This is a genomic window from Streptomyces sp. NPDC047130, assembly GCF_040643475.1.
In the GTDB taxonomy this organism is placed as follows: Bacteria; Actinomycetota; Actinomycetes; order Streptomycetales; family Streptomycetaceae; genus Streptomyces.
Genome location: NZ_JBEYUK010000003.1, coordinates 178,261 through 204,603, shown reverse-complemented (window position 1 = coordinate 204,603; position 26,343 = coordinate 178,261). Strand labels below are relative to the sequence as shown.

The window sequence follows — 26,343 nt, the reverse complement described above, 5'->3', positions numbered from 1 at the left end:
CCGGCCGAGACCGCCACCGAAGGAGTGGCGAATGATCGTCGTGGCATCGTCCGCCGGTGGCCCGGGGCAGCCGGGTGGAACGCTGGGCCCGGCCGGTGGACGGGACGGAGTGCGCCGCCGCGGTCGTGGGGCGCGCACATGGCGGTCTGCACCGCGACGCAGTTCGCCGCCACTTCGCCACTTAGCCGCTTCAAGGAGGAGGACCATGACTCTGCACAAGACCGCCGCCGACTGCGCGCAGGGGCTTCCCGGAGCCGAGCTGGATCATCCCTTCGGGGAGGACTGGGAGATCTTCAAGGTGCGCGGCAAGGTGTTCCTGCTGATGACCGAGGTCCCCGGGCGTCCCGTCGTGATCCTCAAGTCGGACCCGGGCGAGGCCCTGGCCCTGCGGGAGGGCAACAGCCACATCACCCCCGGCTACCACATGAACAAGAAGCACTGGATCACGCTGGAGGACGGGGCGGGCATCGACAAGAAGCTGGTCCGGGAGCTCGTCACGGAGTCCTACCGGCTCGTCGTCGACCACCTGCCCAAGGCCGAGCAGCCCGTGGACCCGCACACCTGCAGCGGCGGCACGGGGGCATCCCGGTGAGTGCGGCCGGCGACCGGCTCCAGGACACCGCCCGCAGGACGGCCCTCGCCCTGCCCGGTGTCAGCCGCTCCCGCCCCTTCACCCCCCGGCTCGACGTGTACAAGGTCGCGGGCAAGGTGTTCCTCATCGTCACCGACGACCCGGACGAACAGATCGTCACGGTGAAATGCGAACCCGAAGAAGCCCGCGCCCACATGCGCGCCCATGCCACGATCACACCGGGCCGCTACCTCGACAAACGCAACTGGATCACGCTCGGGCCGGGACACGGCATCACCGAACGGCTGATCACCGACGTGGTCGAGGGCTCCTACGACCTGGTCGTCGAGCGGCTGCCCGCGCGTGATCGCCCTCGCCCCCGATGAGCACCCTCGGCGCGCCCGCACCCAGCGGCCGAGCCGACACTCGCCGACGCCCCACCTTCCCGCCGGACTGGATCCGGCCGCAGCCGCTCCGGTCGACGTCGGCCTGTACCGGTTCCGGCGCGTGGTCCGCCGGGCGGGTTCTAGCCGGCGGGGTCCTCCGGGTGGGGGCCGGTGGCGTACGGATTCGGTTCGCCGTCCGCGAGGACGCCGACGAAGGGCTCGCCCTCTCCCGCGAAGGTGTACGCGCCGCCCTTGATCCGCGAGATCAGGCCGCGCGTCCAGGTCGCCTCGCTGTCGGACGAGTGCAGCCACATGTGCATGATCTCGCCGATGTGGCCGAGCTGTTCGGGGCCCTGCTCCGGCGTGTAGTACTCGGTGACCGATTCCCTCCACCGCTCGAGCCCCTTGATCCGCTCCTCCAGGAGGGCGACGGCCTCGTCCCGGGGAAGGTCCACGATGAAGCCGATGCCGGCGGACAGGACGTCCGTCTTCTGGTCGTACGACGTCAGGGCCTGGCGGAGGAGGGAGAAGTACTCCTCGGTGCCGCGGTCGGTGATCTCGTACTCGACGCGGGGCGGGCCCCCGGCCGTGCTGGCGGCGAGTTCGTGGGCGACGAGGAGGCCGTCCTTGGCCATCTGCTTCAGGGCGTGGTAGATCGAACCGGGCTTGGCGTTGGACCACTCGTGGGCGCCCCAGAACTCCAGGTCGTTGCGCACCTGGTAGCCGTGCGCCCGCCCGTGCTGGCGGACCGCGCCGAGAACGAGCAGTCGGATCGCTGACATGGGAGTCTCCCTTCGGAACAGCGCTGACCAGTGTAGCGGCTGGCCAAGTTTGACTAGTGGGGGCGGGGAGGGGGGCGGCTTCTCCCTCCCGGCCTGTAATCAAGTTTGACTAATCGGTCCGGACGGCCTACCTTTGGCCAAGTAGTCAAACTTGACCACCTTGGAGGGAGGGCGTGTTGCCCCACGACGACGCGGCGGTCACCGTCGAGGGACTGCGGAAGAGGTACGGCGACAAGCGGGCTCCCGACGGCCTCGATCTCACCGTCCGGGCCGGTACGGTCCAGGGGATCCTCGGCCCGAACGGCGCAGGCAGGACCACGGCCGTGCGGGACTCCTCGCCGTCGCCTGGCCCGCCGTGCTCGTCGCCGGGTTCTTCCCGCCGGCTGTCGCACGCTTCCGCCGCCTCGGCCGGTAGCTCGACCGGTAGCCCGACCGACCACCGGCCCGCGCTCCCGTGTTCTCCGCGCCCGGGCCGGCCGCCGGCGACCGTGTGTGACCGGCACGACCGTCCGCTGCCGTTCATGCCCGTCCTCGACTTCTGACCCGCACCCCACTCCGACGCGAACGAGGGATCACCTTGCCGCTGCCCCAGCAGCCTTCCGCCGACACCGCCGCCGGCGACGCCCACGCCCTCTCCTCGACCCCGTTGCCGACCCTCGCCGCCCAGGCGGAGCGGCTGATCGGACTCGGCGTCCACGACATCGCCGGGCTGTCCGCCACCGCGCTCCGCGCCTTCGCCGAACGCGCCGGCGACCGGGACGACGTACTGCTCGCGGTGCACCCCGACCGGGCCCCCGCATCCGCCCTCGCGCCGCTGCTCCGGCGGAAGGGCAAGCCCGGCTTCGTCGTCGTCGACATGGCGGACGTCGACCGGTTCACGCCGCAGGGGGTCGACCTGCCCGCCGGCCCGCTCTACCTCCTCGCCCGCCCCGACCGCGGCGACCACATGGCCAACCGGAGCCCGGAGGAAGCGCTCCCCGCCCTCGTCCAGGACGGCCGCAGCCCGCTGGTCCTCACCGAGGGCATCCACTGGATCCTCCAGCAGCCCGCCGCCCTCGAGCGCAACCACTGCTTCATGACCATCGCCTCGCGCCTGCGCAAGCCGGACGGCGCCTTCGACGCCCGCACCCCCGCCATCTGGATCAGCAACGGCACCGGCCGTGACGGCCGCGAGCGGCGCGACGCGCCCAAGGTCGGCTGGTGCTGGTGGAACAACCGCCACACCTGGCTCGGCTTCGCCTCCACCACGGAGCGCATGCCGTAGCCCGCGCGCCGAACGGTCGGGCCGGGCGCCGCGCACCCGCCGCGGCCCGTGCTCCCGCCGGGCCTCCCGGTCCTTCGACCGGCAGCGTGGAGGGTTGGTGATGTCCGAGGGCGCGGGCCTGGTCGTGCTGGAGCGGGCCGAGTTCGCCAGGGCCCGGCCGGCAAGGGACCACGCGGTCCTGGCCGGCGCGGGAGTGACGGCCGACGCCCACGAGATGACCCGGCACGACGTCGTGCCGGCCTTCACCCAAGCCTGACCTCCGGCGTCGCCCGCGTGCGGCCGAGGACAGGGTGGGGCGGTTCTCCGTCCGCCGCACGGTCCCGCCGTTTCCGTGCCCCGCGACGGGGGAACGACTCGTCGTGTCGCCCACCTCGCCCGGACGGGTGCACTTCCTCCTCCGCGCGCGGCGGTACGGCGGCTCCCCGATCGGATCGGATCCCGTCCGAGGAGTACGCATGACCTCACCGCCCGACCAGGGCTGCCCCGCTCTCGACACCTCCGGTCTCTCGTTGCACGCGCAGGCGTCACAGCTGCGGTCCTCCGGCCCAGCGGTCCGGGTCACGCTGCCGGGGGGCGTCATCGCCTGGGCGGTGACCCGCCACGAAGTGATCAAACGACTCGCCGCCGACGCACGCATCTCCCGTGACCCCGTCAGGCACTGGCCGGGACGCCTCGACGTGCCGGACGGATGGCCGCTGGCGGCGGTGACGTTCCAGCAGAACTTCTTCAACGCCTACGGCTCCGAGCATCGCACCCTGCGCGGCAGGGTGGCGCCGTCCTTCTCGCCCCGCCGGGTGGCAGCCATGCGTCCCCTGATCAGGCGGACGGCGGAACAGCTCGCCCGACGCCTCGCGGCATCGCGGCCCGGAACCGTCGTCGACCTGCGGGGCGCCTTCGCGCTGCCGCTGACGATGACGGTGATATGCGACCTGTTCGGAGTGCCGGACGCCCAACGGCAGTCCCTGGGCACGGCGATCGACGGGGCCGCGAACACCAGCCTCGGCCCGGAGGAGAGCCGAGCGGTACAGGCCGACATCGCGGCCCGCCTGGACGAACTGGTGGCGTACAAGCGCGCTCATCCCGGTCCCGACCTGACCAGCGATCTGCTGATACCGGCCGAGGGGGAGCAGGTCCTGACGGAGGAGACGCTCAAGGGGACGTTGTTCCTGATGATCGGTGCCGGCTTCGAGACCACGGTGCACCTGATCACCAGCGCGGTGCACGCGGTGCTGAGCGAACCGGCACACCTGTCGGAACTCCGTTCGGGGAAGGTCGGCTGGCCGGACATCGTGGAGGAGACACTGCGGCACGAGGGGCCCATCATGTACCTGCCGCTGCGCTACGCGGTGGCGGACGTGGATCTCGGCGAAGGCGTCGTCGTCCGGCAGGGAGAGCCGGTGCTCTTCGGCTTCGCCGCCGCAGGGCGTGATCCGCAGCGGCACCCGGAGGAGGCCGACCGCTTCGACCCGCTGCGGGCCGACAAGGGCCACCTCGCCTTCGGCTTCGGCCCGCACTTCTGCCTCGGGGCGCACCTCGCGCGTACGGAGGCCGAGACCGCACTGGAGGTTCTCTTCTCCCACCTGCCCCGACTCTCCCTGGCCGACCCGGACGCGGTGCCGGAACGGTTGCCCACCTTCATCCTCAACGGCCTCGGCCGACTGCCGGTCGTGCCGCTGCCGGCTGCCGGCGCAGCAGGTGGTGCGCCGACCTGACCACGTACGTCCGCGCGGCTCCGAGGCCGGGCCCCAGGGAGTCGCGCGCACGTCAGTGCCACGTGCGGTGGTGGGCGGACGGGTCAGAGCAGCATGGTGAGGACGGCCGGGCCGGTGAGCTGCGAGAGCCCGTTGCCCGAGCAGGCCGTGAGATCGAGGGCGGGCTTGACGATGACGTTGGTGAAGGCAGCCCCCTGTCCGAGGCCGGCGGTCACCGTCCCGAGAGCGGTCACCGTGGTGGTGCCGTCAGCGGCCCGCGCCAGGGTGACGCTGTACTCGGCGGTGCTGGTCTGCCCGGTGTTCCAGTGGTACGTGGACGTAGCGGTGAAGGGCTGCAGCGAGAGGACGCAGCTGTAGGTGCCGGATATGGTCACGCTGCTCGTGCCGCTGCTGACCCCGGTCAGCAGGGAGGAGCAGGTGTAGTTCTCCGTGGACTGCACGCTGGTGGTCTGCGGGGTGTTCGTCAGCGGGGGCGAGTAGGTGCTCGTCTCGTTCCCCTCGCACACGATGTCCACGAGGGAGCCGGACCGGGCCTGTGCCGCCGGTGCCAGCGCCAGTGTGGTGGACAACAGGGACACCAGGGCGCACAACCCTACGAGGTAGCGCCGGATCTTCTGCATCGCGGGAATTCCTTCCTGTTCCGTTCAGGCTGACTTCCGGGTCCGTCGGTCAGACCGGCAGGACGGCGAGCGTGGCCGTGCCGGTGGTGGAGGAGACGCCGGTCGTGGCGCATGCCGACAGATCGAGCTGGGGTTGGACGACCACCCGCGTCGCCGTACCGCCGACTCCGAGGCCGGCGGTGACGGTGCCGACCGAGGTGACGGTGGTGGTGCCGTCGACGGCCCGCACCGCGTTGCTGACGGTGAAGGTGATCGTGCTGCTCCGGCCGTCGTTCCAGTGGTACGTACGCGTGGCGCCGGGATACGAGTTGGCGGTGAGCAGGCAGTCCGCCTCGGAGGTGGCGGAGTAAGCGGTGGACCCGCTGGACACCGAGGTGTTCAGCGACGCGCATCCGTAGGTCTCCGTGACGCCGATGTCCAGGGTCTGCGTGGTGTTGGACAACGGCGGGTCGTAGGTGGCCTGCGACGTTCCGATCAGGCAGGTGATGTCCACCCCGCTCGCGTGGGCCGAGGGGGCGGCGACCAGTGGTCCTGCCGCTGCCAGGGCGCCGGCGGTCACGGTGGCGAGCGCGGCACGGCCGAGGCGCGGCACCTGGACGAAGGTCGGCACGGTGTGCTCCTTCCTTGAGTGATGACTGATCCGCCCGGTGCTCCAGGTCGTGATCGAGCTGCCGGTCCGGCCGTCCAGCAGGTCGAGGCAGGTGCGCATGGAGTGGGAGAGGTTCCCACTCGACGAAGGCCGCGGACCGACCTGACGGGCGGGCGGAACCCTGTGACCGGTGTCCAGCCAGCGTCGGGGCAGCGAGTGGCCCTGTACATGACCCCTCTCGGGGGTGTGCACTCTCCCCCGGTTGCGCACACCCCGTGTGCGGCGGATCCGCCGGTGCGTACCGCTCATGCCCCGCGCACCGTGACGGCGCTCAGCCTTCGTCCCTGCTCCAGCCCCCGCGGCCTCACCCCGAGCCAAGGCGCCGTCACCGAGGGGGCGTTCGCATGGCATGCGCGCCGGCACGCCATGCGGTGCCAGGGAGCTCCGGGCGTCCACATCGGTGAAGGCGAGAGGCGTGGACGGGTGCGGGCGCATGCTCCGTTCGGGCCATGGGCGCAGTCGCGCGTTCCGAGCATCCCGGGATGCGGACGGAGATGCGGGCGTTGCCCGTCCGACGGTGCTCCGCCGGCCGGCTCGCCCACCCGGCGCTGCGTCGAGCATGCGCGTCGAGACCGAGCAACATCGACACTCGCGCTCGTCGCGTCGCCCGGTTCTGCCACTACGTGACCGCGCAGGAGCCGACCTGAGGACCCGGACGGCTCGACGCGGCGTCCGAGAGCGCAGCCCGCCACTCCGGCGGGCACCGCCTCGGGAGCCACTGCGGCGCGGTCGCCCGTTTCCTCCCTGCCGGACTCGGCCAAGGGCTCCTTCGGTTAGCCGGTTCGGCCGCTCGTCCCACCCCGTCGGTCGTGCCGGATGGCCCGCTGGTCCACGGTCTGTCCGAGGTGTTGCCGCAACATCGCAGGGGGACCGGAAGATCCAGAAGGAGACGCAGATGCTCGTAACGCACGGGCGCAGCCGCCGCAGCGCCCCCGCCGGCCACCGCGGTGACAGGCGGCAGCCCGGACGGCGGCGCGCATGGCAAGGACGTGCCGTGCGGCAAGCCGCCTGTGAAGCTGGAACGCGACGGGCAGGACTTCGTCAACCAGCTCGCCGCCTAGAACGGCCCCCGCTGTCCGAGCTCGGTGTCGAGAAGGCCCGCCAGGTCCTGACCGATCTCCAGGACGGGCCGGTGAAGAAGCTGCCGGTCGACATAACGAACAAGACGATCAAGGGCGGTCCCACCGGCAAGGTCTCACTGCGCATCGTCAAGCCCGAAGGCGCCAAGGGAACCCTGCCCGGCCTCGTCTACGTGCACGGAGGCGGCCGGGTCCTCGGCAACGCCCAGACCCACGACCGGCTGGTCCGTCAACTCGCCCACGGCGCCGACGCGGCGGTCGTCTTCGTCACCAACACCCCCTCGCCCGACGTGCGGCACCCGGTCGCGATCAAGCAGGCGTACCACGCTTCCAAGTGGGTCGCCCAGCACGGCCACAGGGTCGGCATCGACGGCAAGCGCCTGGCCATCGCCGGCGACTCGGCGGGCGGGCAGACGGCCACCGCCGTCACCATGATGGCCAAGCAGCACGGTGGGGTGAAGTTCCGCAAGCAGGCCCTCTTCCACCCCGTCACCGAAGCGAAGTTCGACACCCCGTCGTACCGGCGCTTCGCCGAGAACTGCTGGCTCACCAAGGTCAACATGAAGTGGTGCTGGGACCAGTACGCCCCCAGCAAGGCGGCCCGCAACGACCCGCTGGCGACCTGCACTACCCGAAGGTCGTGCACGACTTCATGATGCTCGACGCCCTCCGCAACACCTGGTCCGCCAAGGACGCCGTCCACAAGGCCGGCGACGCCCTGCGCCGCGCTCTGCACCACTGACGCCGAACCGCTCGGCACTGCCTCCTGCCGCTGACCCGGCAGAAGGCCGCGGGCCCGTCCTCCGAGACCGCTTCTCTCGGAGGACGGGTCCCCTTCGGTGTGGTCGAAATGCGAATGCCTGTGACCTTTGTCATCCTTTTGGGGGAGGGTGTCGCACGTTTCGTGCGCCCCCGCGAAAGGGTCGGACGTGGGGCAGCCCGCACCCCGACACGGCACGAACCGCACACCACAGAGGGAGCCGCGATGCCTTTCGTGACGACGCGCGACGGCGTGGAGATCTTCTACAAGGACTGGGGCAAGGGACGCCCCGTCGTGTTCATCCACGGCTGGCCGCTCAACGGTGATGCCTGGCAGGACCAGCTCAAGGCGGTCGCCGACGCCGGCTACCGCGGCATCGCGCACGACCGCCGCGGTCACGGCCGCTCGACGCCGGTGTACGACGGCTACGACTTCGACACCTTCGCCGACGACCTCAACGACCTGCTCACGCATCTGGACCTCCAGGACGTCACCCTCGTCGCACACTCGATGGGCGGCGGCGAGCTCGCACGCTACATCGGCCGCCACGGAACCGCCCGCATCCGCTCCGCCGTGCTGCTGTCCGCGGTGCCACCGCTGATGCTGCAGACCCCGGACAACCCCGAAGGCGTCCCGCAGTCGGTCTTCGACGACATCAAGGCGGGCATCCTCAAGGAGCGCTCGCAGTTCTGGAAGGACACCGCGGTCGGCTTCTTCTCGGCCAACCGCGAGGGCAACTCGGTCACGCAGGGCAACAAGGACGCCTTCTGGTACATGGCGATGGCCCAGACCATCGAAGGCGGCGTCGCCTGCGTCGACGCGTTCGCCTCCACCGACTTCCATGCGGACCTCGAGAAGTTCGACGTCCCGACGCTCGTCGTCCACGGCGACGACGACCAGGTCGTCCCCATCGACGCCACCGGCCGCAAGTCGGCCGCCATCATCCCGGACGCCGAACTCAAGGTGTACGGCAAGGGCTCCCACGGCATCGCCATGGTGCCGGGCGACAAGGAGTACTTCAACCAGGACCTCCTGGAGTTCCTCAAGAGGTGATCCCCGCAGCAGTCAACGTGACGCGGTGGTGGCCGGCGGCCGCCGCCGCGTCCGTCAGCGACTTCGGCGACGCCTCCCCGTGCCTCGCCCTGAAGCACACGGTCCCGCCGGCCGGCGTGCTGCGTCGTCTCCGCTGGACCGGGGCGATGACGAGCGAGTTGGCCACGCGGCCCTCACGGCGCCCGAGGGCTCCTCGACACCCCGGAGGCGTGCCAGGCATGCTGATGTGAGGCGTCCCCGGACCGAGCGCCGGCTGAAGGAGTCTCTCGTGGACACGGCACCTCATCCCTTGACAGGTCAGGCCCGTAGGCTTGCCGAGGTCCTCCTCGCGCCGCACGCACAACGCGTCGACCAGGAGGGCGTGCCCCTCTCCCACATCGACGCGTTGCGTGGTTCCGGTCTCCTCGGAACCAGCGCGCCCACGGCGTACGGAGGGGCGGGGGCGCCCGACGCGGTCGCCCGGGAGGTCCAGGAGATCCTGGCAGGCGCCTGCTGCTCCACGTGGTTCGTCCAGACACAACACCACACTCCCGTCCGCCTGCTGGCCCGGTCGGACAGCCCCGCGCGGGACAGCCTGCTGGGTCCGCTGGCCACGGGAGCGCTCATGGCAGGCATCGCCTACGCCCATGTGCGTGCGTTCCCGCGCGTTCTCGTGCGGGCCACCCCTCAGGGGCGGGGCTGGCGCTTCGACGGAGCGGTGCCCTGGTACACGGGCTGGGGCCTGAACGACGTGATGCTGCTGGCGGGCATCAGCGACGAGGCCGAAGTGGTGTTCGCCTTCGCCGACGCGCGGGACCGGCCCGGACTCGAGGCGTCACCGCCGATGCGGCTCGCGGCCCTGTCCGCCAGCCGGACGGTGTCCCTGACGCTGGACGGCCTGTGGCTCCCGGACGCGTCCGTGGTGCTGAGGGCGCCGCAGGAGACGTGGGCGCGGCACGACGCGGCCCGTGGTGCCAACGCCTCCCCGGCGGTGTTCGGGGTCGCGTACGCCGCCCTGCGCCTGCTGGAGCAGGCCTCGGACACGGGGACGGGGGGCCGTGCGCTTCGCGCCCGGCTCGACGAGGTGCGCCGGCGCGCCTACGCCCTCGCGGAACACCCGGAGCCGGAGGAGCACGTCGCGGAGCGGCTGAGCCTGCGGACGCAGGCATACCACCTGATGCGCACGGCAACGACCGCCGCGGTGGTCGCCGGAGGCGGCCGCACGATGGGCCTCGACCACGCGGCACAACGTCTCGCCCGGGAAGGACTGTTCCTGCTGATCCAGGGGCAGACCGCGCAGGCCCGGTCGGCGCATCTCCGGTCGCTCACCGCGGCGGTCGACCAACTCCGGTGGCCACCGCTGGAGGACAGCGTGTGAGGATGCGCAATCCCCTTTACACGTCTGTCGTACGGTGCGACTCTGCACTGCACGGGAACGAATACCGGCGCTGCCGCCGGGTGAGCCTTCCCGGGACGAGGAAAGCGCCGCGCATGTTCCCCGGGCTTCACGGCCGGAGCCCGTCCCGACCCGGTGATCCACACCCTGTGCTCCTCGTGCCCAGCCTCCACGCGCGACCCGGGAGACCTGACAGGCTCACCCATCTCCGGCAGCCGACAGGCTCTTCGCGGAGACGATGCAGGTGAGCGACCACTGTTCCGCAGCGCCCGTGCCACCCGCACTGGCCGGTGTGACGTCCGGGGGCGACACCGTCATATCCCACTTCCGTGAGGCGGAGGAGAGGACGTACCTCTTCCGTCTCCGCATCCCGCACCAACACCCGTACTTCGGTGACCGCGGAAGCCGGAACCTTCCCCACGACGCACTGATGGTACGCACTGTCGTGGAACAGTGCGCCTACGTCTCCCTCCAGTCCGCCGCCCTGCTGCGTGACACCGAGGTGCCGCTCAACACCATGTCGCACAGCCGGCTTCTCGTCCCGGACCCCGTGCTCGACGAGACCCGAGGCGACCTGGTTGCGACCTGCCGGGTCGATCCGCTGGGTGGCTCCCGCACCGGACGTACCCGCCGGGTGAAGGCGTCCTGCGTCATCACCTCCGCCTCGGGCGGTGCGGTGGTCGCTGTCGGTGAGACGCTGGCCGGCGTCATGGAGCGGGGTCTCTACCGGGCCTGGCGCGGCCCCTCGGTCACGCGTGCCGGCCACCTCCATCACCCGCCACAGGGCGGGACGGGTGATCGTGGTGGTGTCCGGGCGCGGTCGGAGAACCAGGTCCTGTCGGACCTGAGCCGGCGACCGGACGGCCGTGTCGACGCGCTCCTGCGGCTGCCGACCCCGCATCGTTATCTGTTGCCGCCGCCCTCGGACCACGTGACGGGGCGCCTGTTCGCCGAGGCGACGCGGCAGATCGTCCTCGCGGGGTGCGTCCCCGGCGCCCCCCGCGCCACCGTGTCGGCACTGCGGCTGGAGTTCCGCCACCTGTGCACGCTCGACGGTGCCGTGCGGATCGAAAGCGGCGCTGCCACTGCACGGTCTGCCACCGCCCGGGCAGGCGCCGCCACGTGGCAGGTCCACTTCCGCCAGGGCGGGACGACCGTCTGCGTGGCGACCGCCGAGACGCTCGGGTGACCCGGTGCTCGAGCATCGGGCGGAGTCATGGCCGCGGCCTCCCCGCCGCTGCCGCCCGGGGCAGGACGACTCCGCGGAAGCCGCTGATCCGCACCAGCACAGCCCCCGTCGCGTCGACAGCTCGGTAGACGTCCTCGACGGGGTCGTGATGCACGGTCAGGCCCTGTGGGTGGGCCAGGGCGAGGTCCGTGTCGGAACACGGGGCGTACAGGTCGACTCGGGAGATGTGGCGGGGCACGACGACCTCGTGCGTGCCGCCCTCAGCGGGCACGAGGGTGCGCGACCGCAGCATCGCGCACAGCAGCAGACCGGGGACGGGGAGCCGTGCCAGAGCGGATCGGACCCTCAGAGCTTCCGGCCGGGGGCGCCACAGCGCGGCCGGCCCGCTCCGGGTGTCACGCCAGCGCCAGGTGTTGACGAACGGTCCCGTCAGGCGCACCGGTGAGTCGGGGTAGTAGTACGGATCGGGCGGCAACGGGCGGACCGGGCCGCTCAGCGGCGGCACGCACTCCTCGGACAGCTGATCGTCGAGGACGACGCGGGCGGCGAAGCAGCGGTGCTCCCGTCCGGAGTGCCCCGCGGTGGCGGCCGTGCCTCCGTGCACCGTCACGGAGACCGTGGTGGGGCCGGCGCCGCCGTCGGTACGGGCACGCAGGGTGTAGGCCCGTCGGGCGGGGCCCTGCGACGGGCGGACGAACGCCTCGAACGAGGCGTCGACGATCCGGGCCGGGGTGCTGCCGGGGTGGAGGGCAAGGGCCGCCTCGGTGGCCGCGGCCAGGAGGAAGGTGCCCGGAACCGCGGGACGGCCGCGCACCAGGTGGTGGCCGAGGTAACCGTGCTCGGGACCGTCCAGATCGAGTGCCCACCAGGCATCCCCAGCGGGACCGGAACGGACGTCGCCGCTGAGGAAGACGGGCCGGCCGCTCGTGCGCCCGGTCGACGCCCCGGTGCTGCGCACCTCCCGCGCCCCGCGCGACGCGCGGTCGGCATCGGCGCCGCCGTCCTCCTCCCCGTCCGCCACCGCCCCCGGCAACTCCGCCCGCAGCAGAACGAGTTCGCGTGCCCCCAGGTAGACGCTGGAACCAGGTCCGGCCCGGTCCGGGCCCATCTCCCCGAGGAAGTGCGCCACGCCCTCGGCGTCGCCGACGGCGGTGAGGCGGCCGTGCGCGGTGAGCCGGTCGGCGAGGGCGGGCTGCGCGGCGAAGTAGCCGCTCTCCCGCCACAGGGGAAAGCCGAGCGTGATCTCCCCCGTCGTGCCGGGGAGGTCGGCCGCGGCAGCCAGGTACGCGTTGGCCGGTCCGTAATCGATCTCCCCGCGCAGCGGATGGACAGCCGCCACGGAGGCCACGTTGCACCACAGGCGCGGGCGCGGGCGGGTGAAGGCATCGCGGAGCAGGTGATAGCCGGTGATCTTGACGTCGCGGACCAGGCGGAAGTCCTCGAGCGTCTTGCGTTCCAGGGGAGCCGTGCGGCTGCGTGTGGCGGCGTGGAGGAAGAGGTCCACGCGGTCGTGGCACGAGCGGACCCGACGGGCCGCCGCGTCGACGGCCGCGGGGTCGGTGATGTCGCAGACGACGTAGTGCACGGCCGTGCTGCCCGCGGCCTCGCGCAGCCTCGCCAGGTTGAGCGCCGCCCTCCGGCCCGCCAGGTCGCGGTCGGCCAGCCGGGCGGCATCGGCAACCCGGAGCCCGCCGGACCGCAGGTGGCGGGCGATCAGGTCGGCGCGCAGTGCCGGGAGCTGGTCGTCGGGCGTGTTCAGGACCTCGGGCTGCAGACGATCCGGGTCCGTGGTCCCGAGGAGCCACAGGGCCTCCACGTCACGGCTTTCGACGAGGGCGGTGAGGAGAGCGGTGGTGACGCCGCCTGCTCCGCCGCTCGCCACGACGACCTGCCCGCCGGCGTCGTCACCGGTGTCCCGAACCGGGGGCAGCGGCCGGGGCACGAGTTCGTGCACGTGGCGGCGGCCGTCGTGGTACCACACGGCGGCGGACTCGTCGCAGCTGCGCCACTCGCGTGCCAAGCGCTCCCACGCCGTGCCGGGGTCGTCCGTGCCGGACGCGACGACCCGCAGAGGAAGATCCGGATGATCGGCGCGCAGGGCGGGGACGAGGGCGGTGAACAGGGCCGCCTGCGGGTGTTCCGCGGGACCGAGGACGCTGACGCCGAGCGATCCGCCGACGGCGCCCGTGCGGGTCCTGGCCAGCGCCCTCAGGAGCAGTTCCTGCAGGTCCGAGGCAGCTCGGCCGGGAGCCTTCGGCCACGGACGGGGGTGAGCCAGGACCCGTAGGTGCCCGGCCGCACGGTCCACGGCGTCACGCAGATCCGCCTCGGAACCCGGCCTGAGGTCGGGTGGTGCCTGGGGGTCGGTGCACAGCAGGATCGCATCCGCCTGGTCCGCGAGACGCCTGAGACGGGCGGCGGAGTGGGCGTCGTCGCCGAGCAGCAGGGCTCGGTCGGGAAGGGCCGGGACCGAGCCGCTGCCGCTGTCCGTCCATGGCGCTGCCCGGTGCCGGGTCACGTGGCGCACGGTCAGGTGGTCACGCTGCCCGGGGGAGGCCGCGCCCGGGAAGGGCAAAGCGAGGGTGGGCGTCGTCGAGGGATCCGCCGTGGCGAGCCGGGTCAGGAGTTCCACGGCGCCGGCTGCGGCATGGAACTCCTGGCCCGGGGACGCGGACGCCGTCACGGCGACGCCGACCGGGTGCCCGGTGGGGGAGCCTTCACCGGCGGGCCGCCCGACGGCCGACGCGGTGGTGAGCCGGGCCAGCACCGGCCACTCGTGCCGGCGCGCGGTGGATTCCTGGGCGAGGGCCAGGAGGAACGCGCCCTCACGGGCGGCCGGGGCGCAGCCGCGGGGGCCCGTGTGCTGGGAGCCGGCGTCCAGGGCCAGTACCAGGGCGAGTTCCGTCTCGCCGGTGGCGAGGTACGCGGCCGCGGTGTCGAGAGCGGTGGCCGCCGAGGTGCGGCCCGTGTCGAGGCAGATGCTGGCCCCTCGTAGGTCGTACCGGGCGGTGAGGCGGGAGGGAATGACGTTGGGCAGGACCCCGGGCATCGCGTCGGGGCCGGCCGGGGGAACGGCTGCGCGTGCCCGGTCGAGGAGCCGCCCGGCGGCGGCCTGGCCCCCGGGATGGTCACGCACGGCGCGGGTGAGGGCGTCGGCGTGGGCGCGCAGGGCATAGTGCACCAGGGCGGACGGCACGCCACTGTGGGCGGCGAGGACGGCCGTGCGGTCGCGTACCGGCTCCCAGATCGGCCCGTGTTCCTCGGCGAAGCGGTGCGCCGTCTCCAGAGCCAGCGTCTGCGCCCTGTCGATGGCACGCACCGTCGGGGCGGGCAGGCCCACGGCGGCGAAGGACGGAGGCTCCTTGTCGAGGTCGAAGCGCCGGCCTGGAGCGGGACCGGTTCCGGCCAGCCAGGCCCGCACCGCGTCGGTGGAGGAGGAGCCTGGCAGGCGCGCGCTCCACGCGACCAGGACCAACGCGTCCGTGCCGGACTCCCGCGCATCCGTGCAGGACTCCGGGGCAGTGGGTGGAGCCGCCGGTGACCCGGGCCACGGGTCACCGAGCAGAAGGTGCCCGTTCGTTCCGCCGAAGCCGAACGCCGAGACGCCGGCGATCCGGGGTCGGCCCGGCCGGGCCGACCAGTCCCTGGCCGTGGTGGGGACCTCCAGGCCGCGCAGTGGCCGGGAGGCCTGCCGCACACCGGGCTGAGCGGGGATGCGCCCGTGCCGCAGGGCGAGGAGCACGTGTGCCACGGATGCGGCGCCGGCGGCCCAACCCGCGTGCCCGATCAGTGACTTGGTGGCGGTGCACTGCCATCCGGCCTCCGGAGCGTCCTCTCCCAGCGCCTCGATCTCGGCGGCGTCACCCGCCGTGGTCCCGGTGGCGTGCGCCACGATCCAGTCGATGTCGTCCGGTGCCAGCCCCCGCTCCTCGCGGGCCCGGCGCACCGCGCGGATCTGACCGGAGGGGTTGGGGGCCGCGATGGACCGGCCCCGCCCGTCGGCGGCGGCGCCGAAACCGGCCAGTACCGCCAGCACCGGGTCGCCGTCCGCCCGCGCGCGGTCGAGGTTCTTCAGGGTCAGGAGCACCGCGGCGTCGCTGAAGAGCGTGCCGTCGGCCTCCGCGTCCAGCGCGAGCAGCCGGCCGCTCGCGGAGAGCCCGCCGATCGCCGAGAACAGCACCGACATGGTCGGTTCGAGCACCGATACGCCGCCGCACAGTGCGAGGTCGGAGCGGCCGGAGCGCAGCAGCTTGGCTCCGATGTCGAGGGCGTAGAGGGAGGAGGAGCACGCCGTATCGACGGTGATGACCGTCGGATCGCGCGGGAGGATCCCGCTCAGCGCGGCGTGGACGGCCTCCGCCGCCTCGGGTGCCCCCGCACGGGCCTGCGGGAAGGCGGAGGCCAGCGCCGTCCGCAAGGAGTCCTCGTCTGGTGGGGTCGCCCCCGCGGTCGCGGCCCACTCCTGGACGACCAGGTCCGACATGACCGTGTGCAGCAGACTCTGGCTGCCACCCGGCCAGGCGCCGACCACGCACACGGGGCGGTCGGAGTGCCGGGAACGGACACGGGCGGTCGCCTGCCGGGCACACTGCCGCAGCCAGCGGACCTCGTGCGGATCCCCCGCGGAGTCGACGTCGTCGTGCAGGAAACCCGCGACCGGGGAGTAGGTCCGGTCGGGTTCCTCACGGCCCTCCCGGAAGAAGTCCGTCTGCCGGTAGCGCTCGCCCGGCGGGCTGAAGGGATGTCCGGGACGGTTGAGCAGGGTCCAGAACGCCGGTGCGTCGCCCGCGCCGGGCAGGCGCAGGCCCATGCCGACGACCGCGACCGCGGCGTGTTCCGGCGGACGTGCCGGCCCCCCGCGGCTCATGCCGTCCGCCCCTCGGTCCGGCCGCCGAGTTCCAGCAGGAGATCGGCGACGTCGGCGAGGGTCCGACCCCGCTGGGGGTCGGCCTCCTCGGGCGGTTGGATGCCGTAACGGGTGTAGAGGGAGGTGAGCATCTCGGTCTGGCGCAGTGAGTCGACGCCGAGATCGGCCTCCAGGTCCGCGTCGGCGGTCACGACCTCCGGCGGATAGCCGAGACGCTCGGCGTACTCGGACCTCAGGGTTTCGATCACATCGGCTCGCCGCGGCAGTTCTCCGGCGCCCTGGTCGACCGCAGCGGCGGGGGACGGATCCGCATCGTGCGGGCCCTCCACCGATTGCGGACCGGTGCCGCTCTCCGCCTCCGCCTCCGGAGTCCCGCCAGGCGGTGGCGGTGCCTCCCCGGCCCGGACGGGACCGGACCCGCGCGCCTCGTCCGACGTCTCCGACGGGAGCACGGCGACCGGTGCCGTGTGGGTGGACTCCAGGCGCCCTCCCACCTCCTGCACAGGAGCGGCTCGCCCCGCGCCACCCTTCTCGGGCGAACGGTCCGGTGCGGTCCCGGTCGCCACCAGGACCGGGGCCAATGCCTCACGGACACCCCCGGGCCCGGTACGGCGTGCCAGGGGAGCGGCCGTCGTCACGCCGGGCAGTGCATGGAGGACGAGCCGGGTGACGATGTCCTTGCCGCCGCACTCGACGAACACGTCGACCCCGTCCTCCTCCAGGTCGTGCAGGGCGCGCCGGAAGTCGACAGGCCTCACCATGTGGTCGGCGCCGACGACCGCGACGTCCTCCTTCGTTCCGACGTACCCGCCGGCGATCGGTGAATAGACCCGGCGTCCGGGCGCTCGTGTCTCGGCACGGTGGACGAGCGGCCCGAACTCGTCGGCGGCCCCACGCATCCACGGACTGTGGTACGGATAGGCCGCCTTGACGCGTACGGCCTGCACGTCCAGGGCACGGGCCACCCGCAGGGCGGCGTCCAGCGCCTCGTGAGGCCCGGACAGCACGGACTGGCCGGGCCCGTTGACGACGGCGACGTTCACGGCCCAGTCGTCCACGACGGCCGCCAGGTGCCGCGCCCGGCGCCGGTCGAGCGCCACCGCGAGCAGTCCGCCGGGGCGCCGGACGGCACGGCGACAGATGCGGTCGCGCTCGCAGATCAGACGGGCCGCCTCGGAAGGGGTCCACACACCGGCCAGGGTCAGGGCCGCCCACTCACCGAAACTGTGGCCGACCAGGACGTCCGCGTGCACGCCCTCTGCGGCGCAGACCGCAGCACCGGCGAGCGAGAGGGCGAAGATGCACAGGTGCAACGTTTCGGGCGACTGCTCGAGAAGCTCGTCGAGCCGCGGTGCAGCAGGATCCAGCAACACGTCGGACACCCGGCGGTGGCCGTGACCGGCGGAGACCTCGTCCACCTCCCGTAAGATCCGCGCGACCTCGGGATACTTCTCGGGGAAGCCGGCGAGCAGCCCGGGCACGTAGGCGCCTTGGCCGGGGAAGACGAACGCGATGCGTGATGTCATGGCGAAACCTCAAGAGGGGGACTGTTCCTGACGGGCGGCGGCGAGGTGCACGGACCGTTGCCTGGCGTGTCAGGGGGAGCGGCGCCGGTGTCGGGCGGAGACGCAGAGGTGACCGCGGCCGGCGGAGATCGTAGACACGCAGCGACGGATCGACGCGCCGGCCGACGGCGGACTCCGACATCGACCGGCGAAGGCCGCCCGGAGAACCGGACCGGAGTGTTCATCGGACCACTGACCACCTCGGCCCGGCAACAGCGCACGTGCGGGCGGAGGTCGCAGTCGTGTACTACCGCGCTCCCGGCACGCCGCAGCGTCCCCCCTTCTGCCGCCGTACCCCGGCGTGGGCACCGTGGAGAGCGGGTAGCACACCACCGAGAGGAGGTTCCCACGATGACCGCCTCCCCCCATGAGGACCGCTACGCCGCCGGGGTGGAACGCATGCGCGAGGTGGGCGGCGCGGAGGTCGCCGACGGCTTTCTCGCCTCGCTCGCCGGATCCGCCCCCGATCTGGGCCGTTACGTCGCCGAGTACATCTACGCGGACCTCTACCGACGCGACGGGCTGGACCTGCCGACGCGGCAGTTGGTCACGGTGGCCACACTGGCGGCCCTGGGAGGCTGCGAGCGGCAGCTGTCCCTCCACATCGGCGTCGCGCTCGACGCCGGAGTTCCGCCGGCGGTCGTGATGGAACTGTTCATCCACCAGAGCGCCTACGCCGGCTTTCCCCGCGCGCTCAACGCCGTGGCCGTGGCCACCGAGGTGTTCGAGGCACGGGGACTTCTGCCGGGGGCACGCGAGCGGGACGCGCCCCCGCACGGCGGCAGCCCGGACGGCGGAGGCTGACGCGGTTGCCGATGCCGCCGACCTCACCCTCCCAGGCCCAGTCCGCCTTCGACGTGGATGTCGGCACCCGTCACGTAGCCGCCGTGGGGCCCGCACAGCCACAGCAGGGCGGCCGCCACCTCGTCGGCGGTACCGGGCCGAACGGGTCAGGCCGAGCAGGCCCGCCTTCGACGCCGCATAGTTGGCACAGCCGGCGGCCCCGGTCGTCGCGAACACCGACGAGACGAAGACCATGCGTCCCCATCGTGCACGCAGCATGGGGCCGGACACCGCCCTGGCCAGGCGGAAGGCCCCCGTCAGATTGGTGTCGACGACGCGGGTGAAGCTGTCGTCCGTCATCCCGCCGACGGGGGCGTCGTCGGTGACACCGGCGTTGGAGACGAGGATCTGCGCCGCCCCGTGCCGACGCCGGACCTCGGCCAGGGCCTCCTCCACCTCCTGGGTGCGGGTCACGTCGCAGGGCAGGCAGAGGAGGTCAGCCGCCGGCCGGTCGCCGCGGTGGAGCACCGCCACGCGGTCCCCCGCCGCCGCGAAGGCACGGGCCACCGCCAGACCGATTCCCCGGTTTCCCCCGGTGACGACGACGGAACGGTTCATGTCCTTCTCCTCACAGCACGTCGGCCAGGGGGCGGTACTCGCGATGGTGTGCGGTGATCCCGGCGAGCACGGTCAGAGGCAGCGGTGCGCCGTCCGGTGCCAGGAAGGTGCGGAGCGCGCGGAACCCGGGCGTGAAGTCCCGTACGCCCGCGTGATGCGCCTCACAGGCGTCGGCCAGTGACTGGTACTCCGCGATGTCCACCTCGGTCCTGGACTCCAGCTCGCCCGCCAGCCCGGGCCGCCGCACCGGGCCCGGCGCGAGTTCCATGCGGCAGAACTCCGAGCTGCACCCCGATCCGTAGGAGAAGACCCCGATCGAACGGGGGTGGGGTGACGCCGGTATGTGGTCCAGGAGACTGACCAGGGCCAGCAGGGTCGTGGCCGCGTAGGCGTTGCCGACGAGCGAGGGGTAGCGCAACGACGGTTCGACCCTCCTGGCGAAGTCCTCCGCCACTTCCTCCGAGCTGCCGACGCCCAGGCTGCGGCACAGGGACCGGTGGGCACCCCGCACCGCACCGGGAAAGGGTGTGTGGAAGGCCAGCGCGTCGAAACCGTGCACGAAGCCGCCGTGCGGCACGCGGCGGGTGAAGTCCCGGTAGCTGCCGGTCAGGCAGGTGATGTACGCCAGCAGGGAGAGGTCGGTGTCGATGACATGGTCGACGGCGCTGGGCCGGCAGACGTCCATGACGTCGAAGCTGTGGTACCCGCTCTCCTCCGGTCGCGGCGTCAGCAGGCCCGGCCCCGGAGCCAGCAGGGCCGCCACCGCACCGGCACCCTGGCTCGGCTCCGCCGCGGTGCCGCGCACCAGGCGCGGAACGTCGGAAGCGATCACCAGGGCACGGGCATCGGGCCGGTCGGTGACGGCGAGCTGCGCGACGGCCAGTTGCAGGGCGGCCAGCCCCGCGTAGCACGCCTGCTTGACCTCGAAGAGGCGGCAGGTGTCGGGGAGTCGCAGGAGACGATGCACCCACGTGGCCGCCGATTTCGACAGATCGATGCCGGACTCCGTGGCGACGACGAGCAACTCGATGCCCGCCCGCTCGTCGGGCGTCAGCGCCTCCGTCAGGGGGCGGGCCGCGTTGACCGCGTAGGTGACCACGTCCTCGCAGGGCAGGGCGACGGTCTTGCGACGCATGCCGAGGCCGGCCGATCGGGCCGGCGCCAGCCCGCAGGCACGGAACACGTCCGAGGCATCGACCGAAGCCACCCCGCAATAGGCGCGCAGCGCCTGAATTCCGATGGTGCGCATGGTTCTCCTCACGGTGGGGGCAACGCCGCCAGGACGAGGGACGCGTTCACGCCCCCGAAGGCGTAGCTGTTGCTCAGAGCCAGGCGTGACCGGTGCGCGGTCGTGCCGGTGCCGACCAGACGGATGCGGGCGTCGACGGACTCCCGCAGGCCGGGATTGGGGTGGGCGTACCCGCCGGCCAGTTGCACGGCGGTGACGACAGCCTCGACGAGGCCGGCAGGCCCGAGACCGTGTCCCAGGATGCCTTTGGTGGAGTTGACCAGCGGTCGCGACTCCACCGGCACTCCTCCGGACACGGGGTGCAGCGAGACGCACTCCACCGGGTCGCCCACCCGCGACGCGGTGGCGTGGGCGTTGACGTACCCCACCTGCTCCGGACGCAGACCCGCGGACGCGAGGGCTGCCAGCATCGCCGTCACCTGCCCCTCTGCGTCGGGCGCCGACCCGCGCCGCCCGTCCAACCGGACCGCGTGACCCGCGACGGCGGTCAGGGGACGGACGCCGCGGCGTACCGCTGCACCGGCCCGTTCCACCACCACGGCGGCGGCCGTCTGCTGGTGGACGAAGCCCTCACGCCGGGTGTCGAAGGGACGGCACGCGGAGACGTCCCCGTCCGCCGACATGGCCCCGCTGTTGACGAACGCCGCCCGTTCCAGCGGAGACAGTTCCTGCACGGGGGCCACCACGACCACCGTCTCCGCATGGCCGTCCGCCACCAGCCTGGTCGCCTCGATCAGGCCCACGGCACCGCTCGCCGAGGCCGCGCCGGTGACGTGCCCCTCACCCCGTGCGCCCAGCAGGTCGCTCACGGCACCCAGGCAGTCCGTCTCGAAGCAGTTGCCCACGTGTCTCGCCGGTGCGTGCCCTCCGCGGACGAATTCCCGTACGGCGCCGTACTGGTAGTCGAGGGCCGGCTGCGCGCCGGCGATCACGACCACCGCCCGGGAGAGCACGTCCGGCTCCAGGCGGGCGGCCACGACCGCCTGCACCGCCGTCCATCCCCCCGACCGGGTGGGGAGCGTGGCGCGTCCCACCACGGAGCTCAGCCGCTCCCTCCAGCGCGGAGGAAGCGGGGCACGCCTGCCCGCCCACGCGGTGACCGGCGGGCCGTCGAGCGAGCGTGTCGCACCGGCGGGCCGGCCCCGCCGCAGCAGGTGGTCCAGGTCGCTCAGCGTGCCGCAGGCCGGATGCAGGACGGCCGCGGCGGAGATCACCACGGGACCGTCCCGCCCCTCCCTCACGGCGCGTCCTCGCAGAGTGCGTCCACCAGGGCGTCGATACTGCGCGCGCCGCGGAGTTCGTCCACCTGAGCTCGGCTGTGCAGCTCGGTGAGGACACCCAGCACGATGTCCGCCCGTTCCAGCGAGTCTGCGCGGCGAAGGGCACGGAGGCGCCGGTAGGAGACAGGACTCCCGCGCGGTAGGCGTTGCTGCTGTAGAAGCCGTGGCAGAGGACGTTGGCCGCGGCGGCCAGAGCGATGTCGCAGTCCCCGCTCCGCAGGCCCTGTACGGCCGTGTGAACGGCGGTGAGACCGGACGAACAGGCCGAGTCGACGGCGAAACTGGGGCCGGTGAAGTCGAAGTGGTACGAGATCAGGTTGGCGAGGAAGGCGTTGAGAGTGCCGGTGAAGGCGGCCGGGTCGCCGGCACCCGCGGAGATCATGCGCTCCCGGTACTCGGTCATGCAGGCGCCGGTCACGACGGACACCGGCCTGCCCCGCAGCCCTTCGATGTCCAGGGCCGCGTCCTCCAGCGCCTGCCAGGCGAGTTCCAGCAGCAAGTGCTGCTGAGGGTCCGCCCAGGCTGCCATCCGGCGGGAGACACCGAAGAAGGCTGCGTCGAAGCCCGCGAGATCCTCCAGCAGGCCGGCCCGAGGGGCGGCCGCTCCCGCGTCCAGGCCGACGAGGCGCTCCGGAGGAACCGGGCCGATGACGCTGCGCCCGGCGAGCAGCAGTTCCCACAACTCCCGCGGACCTTCGGCGCCCGGGACCCGGCAGGACATGCCGATGATCGCCACGGGCTCCGGTGCGGGACCCGTCGGGCTGCTCTCCACTGTCACGTGGCCTCCTTGCGGCGGAACTCGGTCGAGCCCGTCGAACGTAGGAGGGCCGAGGTGCGCCAAGGGCCCGGAGGCGTGACGGCCCGTCCCGGCCCACGTGCCCGTCGCGTACCGGGTGCAGATCAGCCTGGGCCGCGCACGGTCACCGCTCGCCTTCCGGGGGATCCGCGGCGGACACGGGACCGGCTGGTGGTGGAAGCGCCTACGGAAGGGCAGGGCCAGGTGCGGGTGGAGGACGTGCACGTGGCGGCCACGGGCAGTTGGCTGCCACCCACGAAGGATGTGGGCGCCGCGGTGCGGGCCGGGGAACTGGGCCCCGACGAGGCCGACCGCCTCGGCCTGGCATCCGTCTGCGTGTCGGACGAGGTGTCCGCCCCGGAGATGGCGGCCCGTGGGGGACGGCGCGCGGTGGCTCGCGCCGGCCACGCTGCGGAGGAATTCGCCGCCCTGCTCCACGCCGCGAGCCATCGGCAGGGACCCGAACTGTGGTCGGCCGCCGCCTACGTACAGGCCGGCACCATCGGAGGAGTGTGTCCCGCCGTCGAGGTGCGGCAGGTGTGCAACGCCGGAATGGCCGCCCTGGAGCTGGGAGTCGCCCGCCTGCTGGTGGAACCGGGCAAGGACTCCGTCCTGCTCACCGCCGCCGACCGCTTTCCGGCACCCGGTTTCGACCGCTGGCACAGCGACCCCGGCACCGCCTACGGAGACGGCGGCGCCGCCCTGGTGCTTCCCCGGCGCGCGGGGCCTCTGCGGTTGCTGAGCATTGCCACGGAGTCGGCACCCGAACTGGAGGGGATGCACCGCGTCGGTTTGTCGGCGGTCACCGTGGCCGGTGCCGACCGCTGTGTCGACGTCGCCTCCGCCAGGGCCGCCTTCACCCGACGGATGGGTGTGGATTTCGTCGTCTCCCGCATCGTGGAAGGGCAGGGACGAGCGGTGCGCCGCGCGTTGTCGGACGCGGACACGACCATGGACGCCATTTCGCTGTTCGTTCTGCCGAATCTGGGGGCCGGTCGTATGCGAGCATTGTATTTCCACTCCTTGCGTATCGCTCCCGAACGCAGTACGTGGGCCTGGGGACGCACCGTCGGCCACCTCGGAGCGGCGGATCAGTTCGCCGCCCTGGACCGCTGCGTCGCGGGAACCGGGGTGAAAGGGGCGAGATATCTGCTCCTGGGCGCCGGAAACGGCTTCTCCTGGTCCGCCGCCGTTCTCGAAGCGACCCGCTGAGCGGAACAGGGAATCGCGTGTACCTCTGAACTCCACTGTCCGTTTCCACGTTCAGGGAAGAGGTCGCCCCGGTGTAACAAAAATGGAAAGGCGCGCGAAGTTTCCCGGCGTCGCATCCGCGACCGTGACGGATCAAGGCGGCGAGAAATACCCGCGGGGCCACTTGTGCATTCCCGTCTCGTCGGTCTAAATGTGAGTGACGAGACTTCCTGGATTTCTCGGCGACTTGGCACGGCCGTGTGGGACCCGGATCGGTGTTGAAACCCTCCCGCCTCCCGCCCGGACCCGCGCGACCACCTCCCCTCCTCATGTGCTGAAGGTCGTGATGACGCATGAGCAGTGGTGCATCGGACACCGTCCGCAGCTTTCGAGCACCGCCCCTGTTTCCCCGGTCCACTACGGCTCGGATGCACCCGTGAGCCGCTCGCTTCCCTCCGTTCCCGGGAGCGCGGCCCCCGGACTTCCCGCGCCTCGCCCCCCGGGAGGGCGGGCCGCGCCGAACGACGATCGACAGGTGCCCTCCATGCGTGCGGTGACCCGCTGCCGCACGGCACCGACGCAAGGGGACGGGACATGAGATTCCTGCTGCTCGGATCCGTGGCGACCGACACCGGGGCAGGCCCGATGCCGGTGCCCGGTCGGCACCGAACCGCTCTGCTGGCCGCCCTCGTGCTCGCCCGGCGCGAGGTGCTGACCGAGGAAACGCTCACCGATCTCCTCTGGGGCCTGCGCGCACCCCGTGAGCCCCACGCCGCACTCAAGGCACAGATCGGCCGGCTGCGGCAGTACCTCGACACGGTGGAGCCGCTGGGGGCGGGCCGACGGCGGTTGGTCACCCAGCAGTCCGGCTACCGGCTCGACGTCGCGGAGGAGGAGACGGACTTCGGCGTCTTCCTCCAGGAGGTGCGGGCGGCGGAGAACGAGGCGCCGCGCAGTGCCCCGGACGCGATGAGGCGACTGGACAGAGCGGTGCGGCTGTGGCGAGGACCCCTGGCATTACCCGGCGACAACCGCGCGCTCGGCCTCGACCTCGCAGGCCGGCTGGAGGAGGCGCACACCTCGGCCCTGTCGTTGCTCGCGACGCTGCGGATCGCGGCCGGTGACCCGGGCGGAGCTCTCCCGGACCTTCAGGCCGCCTCCGCTCTGTACCCCTACGACGAGCGCTTCCCCGCTCTGCAGATGGAGGCACTGGCCACCATGGGCCGGACGGCCGAGGCGGTCGATCTCTACAGCCGCACCACGAGACTGCTGCGCGAAGAACTCGACGTGGCGCCAGGACCCTTGCTGCAGAGACGCCTGCGAGCAGTCCTCTCCGTCGACCCCGCGCGGCGCCCGCACCTCACGCCCCCCACCGGCCCGCACAGCCGACGTCCGGCTCCGGACAGGCCCGCCCGTCCTTCGGCACCGATGCCGGTGGGAGACTGCCTAGTCGACGAGGAATCCGCCGCGTTCCCGGACGCGAAGGACGCCTGGCGGAGCCTGCTGCGACTCCTCGACCGGGACTCCTTCGTAGGACTCCGGCCGACCTCCGTGGGCGGAACGCTCCTGGGCGAGGCCGTCGACGACGCGCTCCACGGCCTGCACCCCGTCGCAGGGCTGGGGACCATCGGGCGACGTCCCGTCGCCGTCCACGCCCGCACCGCACCGGTGACCCCCGGAACCGTGGCAGACCACACCCGTGCCCAGCGGCGCCTGACCCACATCGCCGAGTCGGGGCACATGCCGCTGATCACGCTGGCGGCGAGTGACGGACATCCGGAACCGGCTGCCGGGGCCCGGCGGCCGGCGGCGTTCACTCCACGCTTCAGGGCCGCGGTGCCGGCAATCACCGTCCTGCTCGACGCCCGAGCCGGCCCGGTCCCCACCGTCCACCTCGCCGACGACCTGCTCCTGCGCGCCGTCGACATCCCCTCGGCCCGGCACCTGCTGCGCGTGGTGCTGGCCTACTTCCCGGAGGACACGGGAGCGTGGCCCCCCAGGGGAGCCGCGCAGGACGGTCCGGCGACCGCCACGGGTCAGGTGGCCGAGCCGTCGACGGCCGCGCTGGCGACCATGCTGGACCCGGGCAGCTGGACACCGGTCGCCACGGCGAGCCACCAGGAACTGGGGCTGGCCCGACTCGGTGGCCATCCGATCGGCGTCCTGCGGTGGAGCTTCGACGGCCCAGACCTGACCGCCGACGCGCTGCGGCTGGTCCAGCTCTGCGACGGCTTCGGTCTCGCCGTCCTCCTGGTGATCCAGGGCGACGGGCCCGCGGCCGTCGGTGCCGGCCTGGCGGACAAGCCGGTGGCCCTCCGGTTGCACTCCGTCCTCACCGGCTCCCTCGTGCCCCGACTCACCGTCGTCTCGGAGGGCCTGGCAGTGCGGACGGCGGCCTTCGAGGCGTGCAGTGACGTCATGTTGTGGTGTGACCGGCAGCGAGCCGCAGCCGATGGGCGGTCAGGGGCCGACCCGGTCCTTCGGCTGCGCCCGCAACTGGTCACCTCGTTGCTGGCGCTGCTGCGGGCGGACGCGCGATGAGCCGACACACTTC

Annotated in this window: 19 protein-coding genes and 4 pseudogenes; 14 read left to right on the top strand and 9 right to left on the bottom strand. The window is 72.6% G+C overall.

Annotated elements, in window-relative coordinates; translation table 11 throughout:
* Positions 1–205: 205 nt before the first annotated feature.
* Positions 206–592, top strand: coding sequence for an MmcQ/YjbR family DNA-binding protein (locus tag ABZ836_RS06055; RefSeq protein WP_361139763.1), 387 nt, complete (start codon positions 206–208; stop codon positions 590–592).
* Positions 589–957, top strand: coding sequence for an MmcQ/YjbR family DNA-binding protein (locus tag ABZ836_RS06050; RefSeq protein WP_361139759.1), 369 nt, complete (start codon positions 589–591; stop codon positions 955–957). Before ABZ836_RS06055 ends, ABZ836_RS06050 begins: the two co-directional genes overlap by 4 nt.
* A 140-nt stretch (positions 958–1,097) precedes the next feature.
* On the opposite strand, the gene ABZ836_RS06045 is transcribed toward ABZ836_RS06050, so the two are convergent.
* Positions 1,098–1,739 carry a PadR family transcriptional regulator gene (locus ABZ836_RS06045; RefSeq protein WP_356127654.1) on the bottom strand — a complete coding sequence of 214 codons (642 nt, stop codon included), beginning with the start codon at positions 1,737–1,739 and terminating at the stop codon, positions 1,098–1,100.
* 176 nt (positions 1,740–1,915) lie between these two features.
* On the opposite strand from ABZ836_RS06045, the pseudogene ABZ836_RS06040 reads away from it, so the two are divergent.
* The 4 genes and pseudogenes from ABZ836_RS06040 to ABZ836_RS06025 all read left to right on the top strand — a co-directional run.
* A pseudogene (locus ABZ836_RS06040) lies at positions 1,916–2,068 on the top strand (daunorubicin/doxorubicin resistance ABC transporter ATP-binding protein DrrA); the annotation flags it as partial.
* A 254-nt stretch (positions 2,069–2,322) separates the two neighbouring features.
* Positions 2,323–3,003 (top strand): DUF5701 family protein, encoded by a 681-nt coding sequence (locus ABZ836_RS06035; protein WP_361140274.1) that lies wholly within the window; start codon positions 2,323–2,325, stop codon positions 3,001–3,003.
* A gap of 61 nt (positions 3,004–3,064) precedes the next feature.
* Positions 3,065–3,223 (top strand): annotated as a pseudogene (locus tag ABZ836_RS06030) (beta-ketoacyl-ACP synthase); the annotation flags it as partial.
* A gap of 235 nt (positions 3,224–3,458) precedes the next feature.
* Positions 3,459–4,715 carry a cytochrome P450 gene (locus tag ABZ836_RS06025; RefSeq protein WP_361139755.1) on the top strand — a complete coding sequence of 419 codons (1,257 nt, stop codon included), beginning with the start codon at positions 3,459–3,461 and terminating at the stop codon, positions 4,713–4,715.
* A gap of 83 nt (positions 4,716–4,798) precedes the next feature.
* Here the strand turns inward: ABZ836_RS06025 and ABZ836_RS06020 are convergent, their stop codons facing one another.
* Together ABZ836_RS06020 and ABZ836_RS06015 are read right to left on the bottom strand one after the other, a co-directional pair.
* The gene (locus ABZ836_RS06020; protein WP_356127648.1) at positions 4,799–5,335 is read right to left on the bottom strand and encodes a hypothetical protein; all 537 of its coding nucleotides are present in this window, start codon (positions 5,333–5,335) and stop codon (positions 4,799–4,801) included.
* 49 nt (positions 5,336–5,384) lie between these two features.
* Positions 5,385–6,044 (bottom strand): hypothetical protein, encoded by a 660-nt coding sequence (locus ABZ836_RS06015; protein WP_361139751.1) that lies wholly within the window; start codon positions 6,042–6,044, stop codon positions 5,385–5,387.
* A 1,072-nt stretch (positions 6,045–7,116) separates the two neighbouring features.
* Here ABZ836_RS06015 and ABZ836_RS06010 point away from each other — a divergent pair.
* From ABZ836_RS06010 to ABZ836_RS05995, 4 genes are all read left to right on the top strand, one after another.
* Positions 7,117–7,719: an alpha/beta hydrolase gene (locus tag ABZ836_RS06010; RefSeq protein WP_356127643.1), complete on the top strand. Its 603-nt coding sequence runs from the start codon at positions 7,117–7,119 to the stop codon at positions 7,717–7,719.
* A gap of 329 nt (positions 7,720–8,048) precedes the next feature.
* On the top strand, positions 8,049–8,876 hold the full coding sequence (locus tag ABZ836_RS06005) for an alpha/beta hydrolase (protein WP_356127641.1): 828 nt from the start codon (positions 8,049–8,051) through the stop codon (positions 8,874–8,876).
* A 268-nt stretch (positions 8,877–9,144) separates the two neighbouring features.
* Positions 9,145–10,233 (top strand): acyl-CoA dehydrogenase family protein, encoded by a 1,089-nt coding sequence (locus tag ABZ836_RS06000; RefSeq protein WP_361139746.1) that lies wholly within the window; start codon positions 9,145–9,147, stop codon positions 10,231–10,233.
* 448 nt (positions 10,234–10,681) lie between these two features.
* Positions 10,682–11,440, top strand: coding sequence for an AfsA-related hotdog domain-containing protein (locus tag ABZ836_RS05995; protein ID WP_356127637.1), 759 nt, complete (start codon positions 10,682–10,684; stop codon positions 11,438–11,440).
* 25 nt (positions 11,441–11,465) lie between these two features.
* Here the strand turns inward: ABZ836_RS05995 and ABZ836_RS05990 are convergent, their stop codons facing one another.
* Together ABZ836_RS05990 and ABZ836_RS05985 are read right to left on the bottom strand one after the other, a co-directional pair.
* The gene (locus ABZ836_RS05990; protein WP_361139742.1) at positions 11,466–16,307 is read right to left on the bottom strand and encodes an SDR family oxidoreductase; all 4,842 of its coding nucleotides are present in this window, start codon (positions 16,305–16,307) and stop codon (positions 11,466–11,468) included.
* A complete protein-coding gene (locus tag ABZ836_RS05985; protein ID WP_361139739.1) occupies positions 16,304–17,833 on the bottom strand; it encodes an acyltransferase domain-containing protein in 1,530 nt (509 codons plus the stop codon). Before ABZ836_RS05985 ends, ABZ836_RS05990 begins: the two co-directional genes overlap by 4 nt.
* 390 nt (positions 17,834–18,223) lie before the next feature.
* Between ABZ836_RS05985 and ABZ836_RS05980 the strand changes: the two genes are divergently transcribed.
* Positions 18,224–18,676: a carboxymuconolactone decarboxylase family protein gene (locus ABZ836_RS05980; RefSeq protein ID WP_356127628.1), complete on the top strand. Its 453-nt coding sequence runs from the start codon at positions 18,224–18,226 to the stop codon at positions 18,674–18,676.
* A 23-nt stretch (positions 18,677–18,699) separates the two neighbouring features.
* On the opposite strand, the pseudogene ABZ836_RS05975 reads toward ABZ836_RS05980, so the two are convergent.
* The 3 genes and pseudogenes from ABZ836_RS05975 to ABZ836_RS05965 all read right to left on the bottom strand — a co-directional run bounded on the left by ABZ836_RS05975 (position 18,700) and on the right by ABZ836_RS05965 (position 21,763).
* A pseudogene (locus tag ABZ836_RS05975) lies at positions 18,700–19,273 on the bottom strand (SDR family NAD(P)-dependent oxidoreductase).
* A gap of 10 nt (positions 19,274–19,283) precedes the next feature.
* Positions 19,284–20,522: a hydroxymethylglutaryl-CoA synthase gene (locus tag ABZ836_RS05970; RefSeq protein ID WP_356127622.1), complete on the bottom strand. Its 1,239-nt coding sequence runs from the start codon at positions 20,520–20,522 to the stop codon at positions 19,284–19,286.
* A gap of 8 nt (positions 20,523–20,530) precedes the next feature.
* Positions 20,531–21,763 carry a beta-ketoacyl synthase N-terminal-like domain-containing protein gene (locus tag ABZ836_RS05965; protein WP_361139735.1) on the bottom strand — a complete coding sequence of 411 codons (1,233 nt, stop codon included), beginning with the start codon at positions 21,761–21,763 and terminating at the stop codon, positions 20,531–20,533.
* Positions 21,764–22,092: 329 nt separating this feature from the next.
* Between ABZ836_RS05965 and ABZ836_RS05960 the strand changes: the two genes are divergently transcribed.
* Positions 22,093–22,311, top strand: a complete 219-nt coding sequence (locus ABZ836_RS05960; RefSeq protein ID WP_361139732.1) for a hypothetical protein — start codon at positions 22,093–22,095, stop codon at positions 22,309–22,311.
* 47 nt (positions 22,312–22,358) lie between these two features.
* Here the strand turns inward: ABZ836_RS05960 and ABZ836_RS05955 are convergent.
* Positions 22,359–22,523 (bottom strand): annotated as a pseudogene (locus tag ABZ836_RS05955) (beta-ketoacyl synthase N-terminal-like domain-containing protein); the annotation flags it as partial.
* Between the two features lie 246 nt (positions 22,524–22,769).
* On the opposite strand from ABZ836_RS05955, the gene ABZ836_RS05950 reads away from it, so the two are divergent.
* The gene (locus tag ABZ836_RS05950) at positions 22,770–23,810 is read left to right on the top strand and encodes a ketoacyl-ACP synthase III family protein (protein WP_361139729.1); all 1,041 of its coding nucleotides are present in this window, start codon (positions 22,770–22,772) and stop codon (positions 23,808–23,810) included.
* Between the two features lie 573 nt (positions 23,811–24,383).
* Entirely contained in the window at positions 24,384–26,330 is a 1,947-nt protein-coding gene (locus ABZ836_RS05945; protein ID WP_361139726.1) for a bacterial transcriptional activator domain-containing protein, read from the top strand.
* Positions 26,331–26,343 lie beyond the last annotated feature (13 nt).

Coding starts and splice junctions, on each gene's coding strand:
- ABZ836_RS06055 (WP_361139763.1), top strand. CDS start 206: ATGACTCTGCACAAGACCGCCGCCGACTGCGCGCAGGGGCTTCCCGGA.
- ABZ836_RS06045 (WP_356127654.1), bottom strand. CDS start 1,739: ATGTCAGCGATCCGACTGCTCGTTCTCGGCGCGGTCCGCCAGCACGGG.
- ABZ836_RS06025 (WP_361139755.1), top strand. CDS start 3,459: ATGACCTCACCGCCCGACCAGGGCTGCCCCGCTCTCGACACCTCCGGT.
- ABZ836_RS06020 (WP_356127648.1), bottom strand. CDS start 5,335: ATGCAGAAGATCCGGCGCTACCTCGTAGGGTTGTGCGCCCTGGTGTCC.
- ABZ836_RS06015 (WP_361139751.1), bottom strand. CDS start 6,044: ATGCGCACCTGCCTCGACCTGCTGGACGGCCGGACCGGCAGCTCGATC.
- ABZ836_RS06005 (WP_356127641.1), top strand. CDS start 8,049: ATGCCTTTCGTGACGACGCGCGACGGCGTGGAGATCTTCTACAAGGAC.
- ABZ836_RS05995 (WP_356127637.1), top strand. CDS start 10,682: ATGGTACGCACTGTCGTGGAACAGTGCGCCTACGTCTCCCTCCAGTCC.
- ABZ836_RS05990 (WP_361139742.1), bottom strand. CDS start 16,307: ATGAGCCGCGGGGGGCCGGCACGTCCGCCGGAACACGCCGCGGTCGCG.
- ABZ836_RS05985 (WP_361139739.1), bottom strand. CDS start 17,833: ATGACATCACGCATCGCGTTCGTCTTCCCCGGCCAAGGCGCCTACGTG.
- ABZ836_RS05980 (WP_356127628.1), top strand. CDS start 18,224: ATGACCGCCTCCCCCCATGAGGACCGCTACGCCGCCGGGGTGGAACGC.
- ABZ836_RS05970 (WP_356127622.1), bottom strand. CDS start 20,522: ATGCGCACCATCGGAATTCAGGCGCTGCGCGCCTATTGCGGGGTGGCT.
- ABZ836_RS05945 (WP_361139726.1), top strand. CDS start 24,384: ATGAGATTCCTGCTGCTCGGATCCGTGGCGACCGACACCGGGGCAGGC.